A 14,709-nucleotide genomic window follows, 5' to 3' on the forward strand; every position below is an offset into this window, starting at 1 on the left:
GTAAAAGGTTTGGTGGGGGGGGGGGGGGTGGTGTGGGCGTAGGGGGGGTTTTGTCCCCGCGGGGGCGGCCGCCCCGCGGGGGGTGGTTCCCCCCCCCCCCCCCCCCCGACACGGCGTAATTTCACCCCTTTTCCACCGCGTAGGTGACCCAAAGGGGCTCCTACGCGGTGGGAATTAGGTGGTTGAGTGGGTATTTGTTAATTGGAATTTTATTACTAGAAATAAAAACTTCAAAGGTAAGCTATGGATCACGAATCAATTAAAGGACTTAAAAAAATAAACGATTACTGCTGGGAAATGCCACAAACTTTTAAACCAGGCATGAAAGTTCCCGGGCGGATATATGCCCCTGAAAAATTTCTTGATGCGATCGTTAAAGATAAATGTCAGGAACAAATAGCGAATGTTGCCTTTCTCCCCGGCATAGTGAAGTATTCGCTCGCTATGCCCGACATACATTGGGGTTATGGTTTTCCCATTGGAGGTGTTGCAGCTACTGATATTGATAATGGCGGGGTTCTTACACCGGGAGGAGTTGGATTTGATATAAACTGTGGGGTACGTCTCTTGCGAACGGATCTTGAAAAGAAAGATATTACCCCAAAGGTGCAAGACCTTGTCAGGGCTCTCTATCACAATGTTCCCTGTGGTGTTGGTGTCGGCGGAAAGATAAAAATTAATCCGGCTGAATTAAAAAAACTACTCAAAAAAGGTTCTAAATGGGCCGTTAATAATGGATATGGTACCGAAGAAGACATTGAATATACCGAAAATAATGGCTGCATGATAGACGCTGACCCGGAATGTGTATCTGATCGTGCAATTAAACGAGGGCTAGATCAATCAGGAACACTTGGGTCGGGAAACCATTTTATTGAAGTGCAAGTCATAGATAAAGTGTTTGACGATACTGCAGCGCGATGTTTTGGTCTTTTCGAGGGGCAAGTTACGGTAATGATCCATTCGGGATCACGCGGGCTTGGCTATCAGGTGTGTGCTGATTACCTGAAAGTTATGCGAAACTGTCCTCAGAAATACGGAATCAGTGTTCCTGACAGACAGCTCGTCAGTGCTCCTGTCGCATCAGAGGAAGGCCAGCGGTATCTCGCGGCAATGTATGCTGCTGCAAACTATGCGTGGGCAAACAGACAGTGTCTAATGCATCTTACCCGCAGCGTGTTTGAAAAAGTCTTTCAAAAGGGCTATCACGGACTCGGGATGGATCTTGTGTATGATGTGTCACACAACATTGCAAAAATCGAGCACCATGTCATTGAGGGTAAAGAAAAGACTCTCTGTGTTCATCGCAAGGGTGCAACCCGTGCTTTTCCAAAAAATCATCCCGATATACCGCAAAAGTATCGCGCTATAGGGCAACCGGTCATTATTCCTGGTGATATGGGAAGCTACTCATACGTTATGGTCGGAACCGAACGTGCAATGCAAGAAACATTCGGCTCAATTTGTCATGGTGCCGGTAGGGTAATGAGTCGCACTCAAGCCGTAAAACAGTCAACTGCACACCAGATTGTCTCAGATCTCGAGAAAAAAGGTATCCTAGTAATGGCGACAGGTAAAAGCACCATAGCTGAAGAAGCTCCTTACGCATATAAAGATGTTAACGAGGTCACTGAAGCAGTTACCGGAGCAGGTCTTGCCCGTCCCGTTGTCCGCATGAAACCCCTCGGCGTCATCAAGGGGTAGCTTCGCTACTTTCATTCTTATGTCATCACTTTTATTTTTTTGAAACAGACACCGCGGTCGGTGGGATTTTTCACCGACGCGGTGAGAATGTTACTTCCAATCTTGTAATCGCAATGCGATTTCTGAGAACGCACTTATTTGTTTCAATCATTCACCTTTTTTAGCCCTCTCCTGTTATACCAATGCGATAATGTCCTATTTACAGATGCTATAATTGTACCTCCAAGAGGAGGGCAATATGGCAGAAAAGGACATAATCGTGATAAAACAGAAAGAGTTAAAGCACTTGCATGTGATCAGGAAAGTACTGGAGAAACAAATAAGACAAAGTGAAGCAGGAAAGATATTGGGATTAAGCACGCGGCAAATACGCAGGAAAACGAAACGGGTACGAACAGAAGGAGATAAAGAGATAATACACTAGTCGTGAGGCAGAGCCTCACATAATGCCAATCCGGAAGAGGTCAAGGAAAAGGTGAGGAAGATATGCCGAGAGAAGTACTGGGATTTTGGGCCGACATTAGCACCTGGAAATACCTGAGGGCATGGACCTTGATGAGTATTTATGCATTAAAACACAGCGTACAATCCGTAATGACTATACGGTGGGTTATAACAGTAAGCTATATCAGGTAACAAGTGTGACAAAAGCTAAGAAAATAACGGTAGAAGAGAGGATAAGCGGCAGGGTGGTAATACGAGAGGATAGTGGACGTCTTTTGGAGTGTATCGAGATAAAAAGCCGTTCTACAAAGCAAACAGAGACAAAGACGACAAAGATCAAGAAGAGGTATCTTCCACCAATGAGTCACCCATATAAAAGATATCTAAAAAAAGGGAAAGAACAGTTGCAACTAGTTAATTAAAAAGCGGACATTTTAACTTTGGGTTGACAAAGCAATTCGCGCTATTGACAAAGCAACACTAGTAGTGTATAATGTAGAGCAATAACAGAAAAAGAGAAGGGTGTGCGTGTATCATGACTCGAAAAATCGTATATGATATAATCAGTAAAAGTGTTATAGATAGAGCTTTTGCTAAGCAGTTAATGGAAAATCCCGAAAAAGCACTCAAAGAATATGAGCTTACCCCTGAAGAAATCCATGCAATTAAGGCTATGCAAGTAGAGTTTGACCAGAAATACATCAAGGGAAACATCCCTCACCCCGTAGAAAAGATCAAGAAAAACGGTTCATCAAAGTAAAGAGTCATCGACTCTTTTATTTTTCGTTTTTTCTAACATAAATACGAATATGCTTCCCAACCAAAAAAATTAAATGACATGAAATGTCTTTGTGCTTGATAATTGGGGGTAATTATACTAAGTTAAAAATGTTAACCTGAAATTACCCAAAAAGTGTTGTTGTTATGCCCCAAGAAATACATGATTTTATATCCTCCCTGAAGAAATCATCTGTCTTTAAAGACTATGTGATTCACCATGAAGAGCTTGAAGAAAAAGAACCTGACCTATGTGATATTAATCCATGGATCGCTGAATCGATAACTTCATACTTTAAAGAAAACGGGGTCGAAAAACTTTTTTCTCATCAACACGAAGCACTGGAAGAAATCCATAAAGGAAACCATACCGGAATTTTGACTCCTACCGGGAGTGGTAAGAGCCTCATATACAACACGTCAGTTTTAAACAATATTTTGGATGATAATAGTGCTCGTGGCCTATACATTTTTCCTATTAAAGCGTTAGAGCAAGACCAGCTTAAAGGGCTGCGTGAATTTGTTAACGGGATTGGAAGCGCTGGCTTTATCACCGCAGAAATCTATGATGGTGACACAAAGCCAAGTCATAGAACAAAGATTATACGTGAAATGCCAAACATTATTATTACGACACCGGATATGTTGCATTTAGGGATCATTCCTCATCATTCAAAATGGGAAACATTCTTTAAAAACCTAAGGTATATTGTTGTCGATGAGCTGCATACCTATAAAGGTGTTTTCGGGACACATTTTCTCCATGTTTTAAAGAGGTTAAAGAGAGTTGCAGAGCATTATGGTGCTTCCCCACAGTTTATTTGTTCATCCGCGACGGTAAGTAATCCCGAAAAATTTCTTAAAGACATTACCGGCCATGAATGTTCGATCATTACAGAAGACGGTGCCCCAAAAGCAAAAAAACACTTTGTGTTTATAAACCCTGAAATAAGCCCGTATACAGCAGCATCACAACTTTTTTTGCGTAGTATTCAGGCAAAACTGAAAACAATCGTTTTTTCAAAGGCGAGAAAGATTACCGAGCTTATTTATACCTGGGTATTAGAAAAATCTCCTTCACTGCATGACCGGGTAAGCTCGTATCGTGCGGGATACACGCCGGAAGAGAGAAGAGAGATTGAACGAAAACTTTTCAGCGATGAAATGGACGGGGTGATATCAACGAGTGCTCTTGAGATGGGTATTGATATTGGTGGCCTTGACGTGTGCATCCTTGTTGGGTATCCGGGAACGATTACGAGTACATGGCAACGGGGCGGACGCGTAGGGAGAGCGGGGAATGACTCGATCATCTTTTTGATCGCGGGGCAGGATGCGCTCGATCAGTATTTTATGCATAATCCGGACGATTTCTTTACGCGCCGATACGAAGATATCATAGTTGATAATACCAATAGACCCATACAAAAAGCGCATATTAAATGCGCCGCACAGGAACTCCCGCTAAAAAAGAAGGATCTTTCGTATCCATTTGAAACACATTCTGTAAGTATTCGTGAGCTCGAGCTTGAAAAAGGGCTTTTTAAGAGTGCAACCGAAGATCTTTGGTACGGGGCGAGCCAGCGACCACAACGACATGTGCATATTCGATCAATTGGTGAGGGATACACCATATTTGAAAAAGGTGAGAAAAAACCTATGGGTAGTGTAAGTGGGATACGAGTGTTTAAAGAATGTCATAAAGGGGCAATATATCTTCATAGGGCAAAACAGTATGTGGTTACCGAACTTGATCTCGAGAACAAGAATATTATTGTCTCACATTCAGGAGAGAAATATTACACACACGCAATATCGGAAAAAGAAACTGAGATCCTTTCCCGTGACAGGATGAAGCCAGTGCACAACTTCATTGTTCGCGAAGGAAACCTGAAAGTAACCCAAACCATTACCGGTTACCAGAAAAAAGAGCTCTACAGCCAGTCGGTATTGGAAAATTATGAGCTTGAATTACCTCCACAGATGTTTGAAACAGTCGGTATGTGGATAGAGATCGAATGGATGTTTCAAGATCACCTTAAAGAGGCAGGGTTTAATTATATGGGGGCTATACATGCTATTGAGCACGCCCTGATCGCTCTTTTTCCTCTTTTTATTATGTGTGATAGTGATGATGTGGGTGGAATATGCTATCCGGTACATGCTCAGGTAGGTAAATCAGCGATATTTATCTATGATGGCTATCCGGGAGGGATTGGCTTATCACAAAGATGTTATGACAAGATCGAAGAGCATCTTAACGCGACATTAAACCTTGTCTCACAATGCGAATGTGATTTTGGGTGTCCTTCATGCATACATTCATCAAAATGCGGCTCGGGAAACAAACCGCTTGATAAGCAGGGAGCGATAATGCTCCTAGAGCTCTTATTAGGCAAACGATCTCTTGAAAATCAAAATACGGCAACTGATCTCGACCAGGGCCTCCAGAACATGGAAAAATTCATGGAAGAAGTACCCGTGGAAATAAAACAAGAGGCCAAACGCGTTGTTTACTTTGACCTTGAAACACAACGATCAGCCGCTGAAGTTGGTGGATGGAACAATAACCATCTTATGAGGGTATCAGTAGGAGTTGCATTTGATTCGCGGCAGGATAAATTCCTCACTTTCTATGAAAACACCATTGATGATTTAATAGAACTGCTGAAAGCAGCCGATCTTGTTGTCGGTTTTAATGTGAAACGGTTTGATTATGGTGTTTTAAAAGGATATACCGACTTTGATTTTACAAAGCTTAATACGTTCGATATTTTAGAGGATATACACAAGAATCTAGGGCATCGATTAAGCCTTGACCATCTTGCTAAAAATACTCTTGGCTCAAAAAAGTCCGCAGACGGGTTAATGGCGCTCAGATGGTTTAAAGAAGGAAAAATGAAAGAGATTGCAGAGTACTGCACCAAAGACGTGGAAATCACCAGGGACCTTTTTTTGCATGGCGCCCTGAAAAAGCACGTCATTTTTCAGCGCAAAAACGGTGAAACTGTCCAACTGCCGGTTGATTGGGATATTGAAGAACTAGTAAAAAGCGAAAAAGAGCTAAAAAAGAAGTCAGTTCCAGTAAATACTACCGCAATCACAAACACCACCAATTCTCAAGCTTTTTAGGCTGGTAAAGAATCTGCCAGATGGTATACTATGAAGCAGGTTATAAGTAACACCTTAATTTTTGAAAGAGATACATATGGATATATTTTGGATTATAATTAGTTTTGTTTTTGGTGCAGCGATTGCGATTATTTTTATTAAGTTTGTTATGCGTAACACTCGCGAAGATTTGAAGTCACAGTTTGTATCCGCAACGCAAGACATGCTCAAAAACAATAATGAGCATTTTATGGCGCTTGCGAAAGAAAAGTTCGATCACGAACAGACAAAAGCAAAAACAGAACTTGATCTTAACAGGCAAAAAGTTGAGTCTTCAGTTTTACAATTATCTGATCAGTTAAAAAAATATGAATCACTTATGCGTGAATTTGAAAAAGATAGAGGTGATAAATACGGTAGCCTGGAAGAAAATTTAAGGAATACCACTGAGATAACAAATAGGTTGCAGTGTTCAACTGAAAAACTGAATACAATACTCGGGAACGTAAAGTTGAGAGGGCATTGGGGTGAAAAAATAGCCGATGATATTCTCAAATATTCAGGACTGGTTGAAGGGCTGCATTATAAGAAAAATACCGCGCAGGAAACAGTAAATACCCGTCCGGATTTCATGTTTAATCTTTCCGATGGGCATAAGGTGTATATGGATGTAAAGTTCCCGCTTTCAGCATATTTAGGATATATCAATGCGCAATCTGACGTTGAGCGTACAAATAAAAAAAATCAATTTGTATCGGATGTAAAATTACGAATAAAAGAAATAACGAAAAGAGAGTATATAAATCCCGATGAAAAGACACTTGATTATATATTGCTTTTTATTCCGAATGAGCAGGTGTATTCATTTGCAAATGAAGTTGCTCCTGGACTGATCGATGAAGCGATACAAAAAAAAGTTATACTGTGTTCGCCGTGGACGCTGTATGCAGTACTTAGAATTATCTGGCAGGCATGGGAAAATTATCATACCTCGCAAAGTGTGCAGCATGTACTGACTCTTATCCAGTCTTTTCTTGGTGAGTATGATAAGTTTTGCGATAAAATGACTGAAATGGGTGATCGGCTTGAAAAAGTGCAGAAGTCATATGGTGATCTTGTTGGGACACGTCAACGTAAGCTTGACCGAAAAATAGATAAGATCGAAGAGTATCGAAAAGGTCAACCCGACAGCAAAGATCATGAAGAAATTTCCGAAGAGACAGTCGAGCAGATGCAGGAATAGTCGATACTCCTACCGTGTTGTTTTCCGGGATGCAATTACCCTTTACCGAGTATAGGAACATACAGCATGAAAAATGTAAAATTGGAAAATGCAAAAAAAATCGTTAACACCTTACGCAAAAAAGGGTATGAAGCCTATTTTGTTGGAGGATGTGTGCGCGATCGCGTTATGAAAAAGGTGCCCAAAGACTATGATATTGCGACAGACGCAACCGCACGTGACGTAATGAAGTTGTTTCGCAAAACGATACCTGTTGGCGTGCAGTTTGGTGTTGTCGTTGTTGTAAAGGGTAAGATCCAGTACGAAGTTGCGACATTTAGAAAAGACGGTGAGTATATTGATGGAAGAAGACCGGTAAAAGTACATTTTTCTAACGCTAAAGAAGATGTTCTGAGGCGAGATTTTACCATTAACGGTCTTTTATATGATCCCGCCAAGAGGAAGACACTCGATTATGTTGGTGGTGTTAAGGATATTGAAAAGAAAGTGTTGCGGTGTATTGGTGACGCTGAAAAACGTTTTAAAGAAGATAAACTCCGTATGTTAAGAGCCGTGCGTTTCAGTGCGCGCTTTGGGTATATAATCGAAAAGAAAACGTTTGCGGCAATAAAGAAACATGCCTCGAAAATACATGAAGTTAGCACTGAAAGAATACGCGATGAACTCTCGAAGATATTTACCGATAAAAATGCTGCGCAAGGCATGGATCTTTTAGTAAAAAGTGGACTCATGAAAGAAGTTTTGCCGGAAGTATGCAAAATGCAAGGAGTCGCTCAGCCACCGAATTTTCATCCCGAGGGAGATGTATACGTACATACACGGCTGATGTTTGAATTAGGAAAAAAAATGTCCGCTACCCTTGCGTTTGCGGTGCTCTTGCATGATGTGGGTAAGCCAGACACTTATCGAGTCGCTGAAAGGATACGGTTTGACGGGCATACATGGGTTGGGGCACGCATGGCAGGCGTTATAATGAAACGCCTGAAGTTTCCTAATGATATACGCAAAGCGGTTGAAATCGCTATCTTTAACCATCTTAAGTTTATGGATGTTAAAAAGATGCGCGTGAATAAGCTCAAACGTTTTTTAAAAGAACCGACGTTTCCTATGGAGCTTGATCTGCATCGTCTTGATTGTCTTGCAAGCCATGGAATGCTCGATAACTGGCATTTTTGCAAACGGAAACTAAGAGAGTACAGCCGTACTAAAGAAGCCTTAAGACCAAAGCCGCTTGTTAATGGGAATGATCTTATCAAGCTTGGGTATGTTCCTAGTCCGAGGTTTAAAGAAATTCTTACTTTTGTAGAAGATGGTCAGCTCGAAAATACTATCAAAACAAAAAGACACGCCCTATCTTTGATAAAAAAACATTACCCGATAGAAAATAAATAATAGATCCGAAGGATCATTTTTCTACTTTCTTTAAAGAAGAAAACATCTTTTCCAGTTTGCTCGTCGGGATTTTACCCATAAGCGTTATGTTTGTGGGGCCTTCTTTTTTGTTTAGTATGGTAAGCATCCCCTTTTTCATGCGATATGTGACGCCATCTTGAGGTTGTTTGCCTTTAAGCTGTTTTAACCATTTCTTGTGATGCCCGGTCATTTTTCCCTGAAAAAGAGATATCGTTGAAAGGCCGTTTGAATACAGTACATGTAGAAATTCTTTTTTGTCGCGCTGATAAATTTGTAATTCATCCCGCTCATAACCTCTCGGGATATGTGTTGGTAAATAGATAGGTACATTGATTCTGCGAGAAGCCTGTTTTAACGTTACGTTTTCTCGTGAAGATTCAGTTATGATTGATTTTGCTCCTTCATCAATAGGCACGGTAAATGTATCTTTCTTGAATGTCGGTGCATAGTTTATTTTTGTAAAAGTAAATATTGATAAAGGTTTTGAACGCCCCCATGTTTTATAAAACTCGTCTGATCGTAAAGTAAGATAATGTTTTTTATCTATCCACAATTTTCTCCACAGAGGACTGCGTGACTTTGGCGTAACTGAAATAACGTAACAAGGTCTGCCCGCGACATTTTCTGTTCCAATATATCGCAATGAAAAGTTCTTTAGGAGAAGGTTTAGGTTTCGTATCTGGAAATTCTTGAAGATGCGATGAAACTTGAAATGTTTTCTATGATGCGGCCTGTCGTCTTTAATGCGCCAGAAATTATCGCCTATTTTTATGCATTCTTTACCGTTCATTTCCGGCGGATCAATAAAGGTGAAACGTAACTTATCGGGATGCTCACGCAAAATATCGAGTGTTACTGAAAAAGGAAGACCTTTAATATGCTGAGTGACAACCTTTGTCCCGGAATAATCCAGCTGTGATTCCTGTGCCATCATTTTTTTTATGACGCTTTGAGGATCAACATCTGTTTTTTGTGCGCACGAGGACACACATACGCATAACCCGATAACACTCATACAGACTAGTATTCTTTTCATGATCCTTACCTTCAGTTATACACCGTTTTCGGTGGTAATACTTAATGTTTCAAATTCTCCGTGAAATGTTGCGGAATTGTCCGGAAGATTATGTTCACGGATATAAAATGCTATTTCCTGTGTTGTTCTAAACTGCACATCAATAACGGTATCTTTACTTGCAAGCATGCCGCGAGATAATAATACGCCAGAGACAATGAGAATAAGTGCACAGGACGCAACCGGGACGGCATATGGTTGGGAGATGGTTTTAAAATGATTCCACAATACAGCAAGTGACGAGGCTTGCTCTTCCTCCATTATCTTTTCATGTATCGATGTCCACATATCAGGTGTTTCAAGCTTTGGCAGTTCTTTTAAAAGAGCGATATTTTGCGTAATGTTTTGGTGGTGCTTGGCACATTTTGAACACTCATCGATATGTCTATCAATATCCTGAGAAACTGATTCGGTGAGCGTGCCATCAATATAATCATACATTAGTTTTTTTATTTTTCCGCAGCGCATAATTATCTCCCAACCTCTGAATCTTTTTCTAGTACTTCTTTAAGTTTTATATGAGCTCTGTTTAAACGAGATTTCACTGTTCCTTCAGAACACTTTAATACGGTTGCTATTTCACTATAGGGTAAATCTTCGATATAACGAAGAATTAGTATTGCCCTTAATTTTGGTGATAGTCTTTGCAGCGCCTCATGCGTGCTTGCGGCATTTTCATCCTGTATGACATTCTCATCTGCACGCTTTACCTGATGTTCTTTATGCAGCTCTTTAAAATCGTTTGTTGCCTGAAAATCAGGATGATCCATTGATGTAAGAGTGTAACGTTTATATTTACGAACCCTATCAATGCCTGCGTTAACTGAAAGCCGATATATCCACGTTGATAAAGATGATCGAAACTCAAACATTTTTATCTTCTTAAAGATATTAATAAAAATGTCCTGTGTAAGATCCATCGCCTCATCGTAATTATTAGTGAAGCGAAACGCTGTTGAAAATACTTTAGTTTTAAAATGTTGATATATCATGTGAAACGCCCCCTTATCGCCTTCCTGACACTTTCTGATAGTTGCTTCATCTATCTGTGGGAGTTCTTCAGAGTGTTCTTCTACCATAATATGATATACCTCCCGCTCTCAATAATTATGACGAGCGGTGTCTGTAAATGTTCCGTAACAAATGGCACAGGAAATGGTTACGATTTTTCCTGTTTATACCCACTACTTTACTACGCAAGCGCTGGGCAAAATGTTCCACTCTCCCAACTATTTTTATCTTGATTTAAACTAAAAGTTTAGTAACATTTATGTTTATTTTAGTTGGTATCAGATATTTATCAAAACAGAGTATACATAAAAAGATATGAGTGTGAAAGAAAAACAACACTCTTTTTATATCGTAAAACTTTGAAACGGGAAGTATGTCTTTGTGAATATATTTTTTAATTCGAAGAATGAGATTGCTCAGCATGTCGTGCGCAACCAGACCGGATTAGAATTCGTGTTTTATCGTTCTCATGGAGCTCTGCGCCGTATTGGCTTTAAAGATATAATGGCAAACCTTTATGTAGGACATCCCCTTGAAGGCAGTATATCAAATCTGTATATCCGCTTGATCGAACGTGATGGTCTTCGTTATGCCCCTTTGATCGGGCCTGAAAGTAAAAGCGTTTTTAGCATGACTGACACTTCAGTGTCCTGGAAAGGCGAGGTGTTTGGCCTCTCATATGTTCTCCTTTTCACATTAAGTTCTGATAGTGATAGTTGGTTTTATACTGTTACCGCGACAAATACCACGCAAGATGAAAAACACTGCGATATCGTCTATATCCAGGATAAAGGTCTTACCAATGAAGCTACGGTAAGGATTAACGAAAACTATACCAGTCAGTATATTGATCAAAAATCGTTTCATGTCGATCATTTTGGATATGTTATTGCCAGTAGACAGAATCACCCGTTTGGTGATAGGTGTCCATGGATGATTGAAGGGTGCCTTGACGGAGCAAGTGGTTACCTTACAGATGGGGTACAGTTTTATGGCCTCAGTTATAAAAAAGATAATATTCCGATGGCTTTAGAACAAAGAGACTGGGGAAACGTCGTTTTGCAAGATGAGTTTTCTCTTACTGGTTTAAAAAGCGATATCTATATTTTGGCATCAGGGGATACGTGTACGGCGAGATATTTTGGATATATAAAAGAAAATCATACGAAAGCGACCTGCGAAAAAGATTTGAGTATACTTGATCATGTCGAGTCCTGGTACGAGAAATCTTTGACTGATCAAAGTGCAGAAGTTGTTGATTGGCGAACACCACAGACATGTTTTTATAACAATATTTCATTTTTTAAAACAAATGCACTTACGGATCAAGAGCTCATCGATTACTTCGGCAGTGCGCGGAGTCATGTTGAAACCGCACAGGGTACGTTGTATTCATTTTTTACTGACGCGTCACATGTTGTTTGCCAGGAAAAAGATCTTATTTCGCCCCGGACTCATGGATATATTATCCGCTCAGGAAAAGAGTTAGCAGGAGATCTTGATGTTCTTTCATTCTCGCATTTTATTTATGGCGGATTTATTATGCGTCTCTCCGTTGGAAACACATCTTTTGAAGAGTTTATGTCGCATCACCGCGGAATGTTAAATATGTTAAAGTCCAGCGGTCAGCGTATTTTTATAAAGAATCAAAATGGTTCATACGAAATGCTTGGTCTTCCATCGACATATGAAATGGGTGTTACTCATGCTCGGTGGATATATAAGGGCAGCGAGCGCACAATCGAAGTGAAGGTATGGTCTGATAATGATTGTTCTCGGGCATATATGGAGCTGGCCATAGTCAAAGGAGAAAAAGCATCGTTTCTTGTATCGCATGAACTTGCTCTCGGCGGTACTGAGTTTGATGAAAGGGGTCATATACTCTTTGATTCTGAAAAAGGTTGTGTAACGGTTCAGCCGGACGAAAATAGTTTTCTTGGTAAAAGACGTCCCGAATGCACATTTTTTGTGGCATATGAAAAAGATGCAGTGGAGGTGTGCGGCACGGACAATCTCTTAGGTGATGGCGCTGCCGGGCAGAATTTACCGTATATTGTTTTGAAAACGCAGGAAATTGAACGGTTGCGCGTGGCAATAGGTGGTAGTGCCCGCTCACAAAGTCAGGCTCAGGAACTTTGCACGCATAGTGATTTTGCTGATCGCTCATATGAGAGCGATATATCCGGAGCGATACATCACTGGAAAAATATTTTACGCAATATTCGCATATCTCTTCCTGAGGGAACGGGAAAAGATTGTCGTGATGTTGCTAAGATGAGCGATATTTTGTATTGGTATCTTCATAATGCCAATGTACATTTTACCATAGCGTTCGGCCTTGAACAGTTTAAGGGCGGGGCATGGGGAACTCGGGATGTTTTGCAAGGACCTATCGAGGCATTATTACCTCTTAAGCAATACGCGCCCATACGCGAGATGATTTTAACGGTAATTAAGACACAGTTTATTGAAACAGGTAATTGGCCCCAGTGGTTTATGCTTGGGGCATATAAAGATATACAACATCCTGAAAGTCATGGCGACATTATTGTGTGGCCGTTTAAGGCAATAACAGAATATGTCGAAGCAACAAATGATTTTTCTATCCTTGAGGAAAAGATTCCCTATACCGTGCAGGATGATCCACAAAAAGGATATACTGAACAAAAAGAAACCGTGTATGAACACTTGGCACGAGCTGTCGAGTATATAAAAACTCAATGTGTTCCGGGAACACATCTATCTATTTATGACGGTGGTGATTGGGATGATACGCTAAGACCTGCAAATAAAGATTTGCGCGAACGCATGGTGAGCGGGTGGACAATTTTAATTACTTATCAGTACCTCAAGGCATACAGCGCTATACTTTCGAAAGTTGGCAAATTAGACGAGAGTAAAGAGCTCGATGATTTGGTTGGTAAGATTAAAGAGGATTATTGTAGGTACGTTATAAAAGATGGTGTTTGCGCAGGTTTTATCTATATCGGTAACGCAGGCGAGGTAGATTATATCATTCACCCGTCAGATGAAAGAACAAATATGCATTATCGACTCCTCCCGATGATACGAGGAATAATCAGTGAGTTTTTTACCCCCGAAGAAATGGTGCGGTACTATACTATTATTAAAGAATACCTTGATTGTCCGGACGGTGCACGTCTTATGGATAAAGCGGTACCCTACAGCGGCGGTCCTAACAGATGGTTCAGGCGCGCTGAGATGTGTGCAAATTTCGGGAGAGAAATCGGTCTTATGTACGCACATGCACATATTCGGTATATGGAGGCTCTTGCAAAGATGGGTAAGGCAGAGGAGCTTTTTGATTCCACTATGAAGATTATCCCGATTACCATTACTGATAATGTGCAAAATGCCGTTACCCGACAAGCAAACGCATATTTTAGCAGTTCAGACGGTGATTTTAAGACACGTTATGAAGTTGATTATGCTTCTTTGCGAGAAGGAACAGTTCCGGTTAAGGGTGGGTGGCGGATATATTCAAGCGGTCCTGGACTCTTTATTAACCATATAATAAATAATATTCTTGGGGTAAAATCGTCTTTTGGCGATCTTGTTATTGATCCTGTTATCCCTTCACGGTTTGACGCCCTTCAGTATGAGTGTGATTATGCTCCGGAGATTAAAGTGCTATATATATTCCGTACGGCAAAGAAGTATAGCTATGGCGTGAGCAGTGTGTGTATTAACGGTAAAAGGGTTGAAACAGTCCCATTAGTAAACCCGTATCGAATGGGTGGGGTACGTATTCCATTAAATGTAGTTGAAGAATGTTTAGAAAAAGGCAATAATACTGTCGAAATCGTTTTATCAACATAGAGGATTTTCTTCTTTATAAGTAACATAGGAGTTTTTACGCAATAGGTTGTAAATATATTGTATTTTGTCTTACAGCTTAAAGCTTACAGCT

The 14,709-nt window shown here is 40.5% G+C and carries 11 protein-coding genes; 8 read left to right on the forward strand and 3 right to left on the reverse strand.

Features of this window, described 5'->3' with window-relative positions; all coding sequences use genetic code 11:
* Positions 1–243 precede the first annotated feature (243 nt).
* From P9M13_01825 to P9M13_01855, 7 genes are all read left to right on the forward strand, one after another.
* The gene (locus P9M13_01825; GenBank protein MDP8262027.1) at positions 244–1,704 is read left to right on the forward strand and encodes an RtcB family protein; all 1,461 of its coding nucleotides are present in this window, start codon (positions 244–246) and stop codon (positions 1,702–1,704) included.
* Between the two features lie 238 nt (positions 1,705–1,942).
* Entirely contained in the window at positions 1,943–2,128 is a 186-nt protein-coding gene (locus P9M13_01830; GenBank protein MDP8262028.1) for a helix-turn-helix domain-containing protein, read from the forward strand.
* A 121-nt stretch (positions 2,129–2,249) separates the two neighbouring features.
* Entirely contained in the window at positions 2,250–2,570 is a 321-nt protein-coding gene (locus tag P9M13_01835) for a hypothetical protein (protein MDP8262029.1), read from the forward strand.
* Between the two features lie 113 nt (positions 2,571–2,683).
* Positions 2,684–2,908 carry an Os1348 family NHLP clan protein gene (locus tag P9M13_01840; GenBank protein MDP8262030.1) on the forward strand — a complete coding sequence of 75 codons (225 nt, stop codon included), beginning with the start codon at positions 2,684–2,686 and terminating at the stop codon, positions 2,906–2,908.
* 164 nt (positions 2,909–3,072) lie between these two features.
* Positions 3,073–6,057: a DEAD/DEAH box helicase gene (locus P9M13_01845; protein ID MDP8262031.1), complete on the forward strand. Its 2,985-nt coding sequence runs from the start codon at positions 3,073–3,075 to the stop codon at positions 6,055–6,057.
* A gap of 76 nt (positions 6,058–6,133) precedes the next feature.
* On the forward strand, positions 6,134–7,279 hold the full coding sequence (locus P9M13_01850; GenBank protein MDP8262032.1) for a DNA recombination protein RmuC: 1,146 nt from the start codon (positions 6,134–6,136) through the stop codon (positions 7,277–7,279).
* A gap of 66 nt (positions 7,280–7,345) precedes the next feature.
* A complete protein-coding gene (locus P9M13_01855) occupies positions 7,346–8,671 on the forward strand; it encodes a CCA tRNA nucleotidyltransferase (protein ID MDP8262033.1) in 1,326 nt (441 codons plus the stop codon).
* A gap of 13 nt (positions 8,672–8,684) precedes the next feature.
* Here P9M13_01855 and P9M13_01860 read toward each other — a convergent pair whose 3' ends face one another.
* From P9M13_01860 to P9M13_01870, 3 genes are read right to left on the reverse strand one after another with little or no spacing between them, the layout of a single operon-like run.
* The gene (locus tag P9M13_01860; GenBank protein MDP8262034.1) at positions 8,685–9,728 is read right to left on the reverse strand and encodes a sigma-E factor regulatory protein RseB domain-containing protein; all 1,044 of its coding nucleotides are present in this window, start codon (positions 9,726–9,728) and stop codon (positions 8,685–8,687) included.
* A gap of 15 nt (positions 9,729–9,743) precedes the next feature.
* Entirely contained in the window at positions 9,744–10,235 is a 492-nt protein-coding gene (locus P9M13_01865) for a zf-HC2 domain-containing protein (GenBank protein MDP8262035.1), read from the reverse strand.
* Positions 10,236–10,237: 2 nt separating this feature from the next.
* Complete coding sequence (locus P9M13_01870) at positions 10,238–10,846, reverse strand: sigma-70 family RNA polymerase sigma factor (protein MDP8262036.1); 609 nt, start codon at positions 10,844–10,846, stop codon at positions 10,238–10,240.
* A gap of 313 nt (positions 10,847–11,159) precedes the next feature.
* Between P9M13_01870 and P9M13_01875 the strand changes: the two genes are divergently transcribed.
* A complete protein-coding gene (locus P9M13_01875) occupies positions 11,160–14,618 on the forward strand; it encodes a hypothetical protein (protein MDP8262037.1) in 3,459 nt (1,152 codons plus the stop codon).
* The last annotated feature ends 91 nt before the right edge of the window (positions 14,619–14,709 follow it).

This window comes from Candidatus Ancaeobacter aquaticus (assembly GCA_030765405.1).
GTDB lineage: Bacteria > Auribacterota > Ancaeobacteria > Ancaeobacterales > Ancaeobacteraceae > Ancaeobacter > Ancaeobacter aquaticus.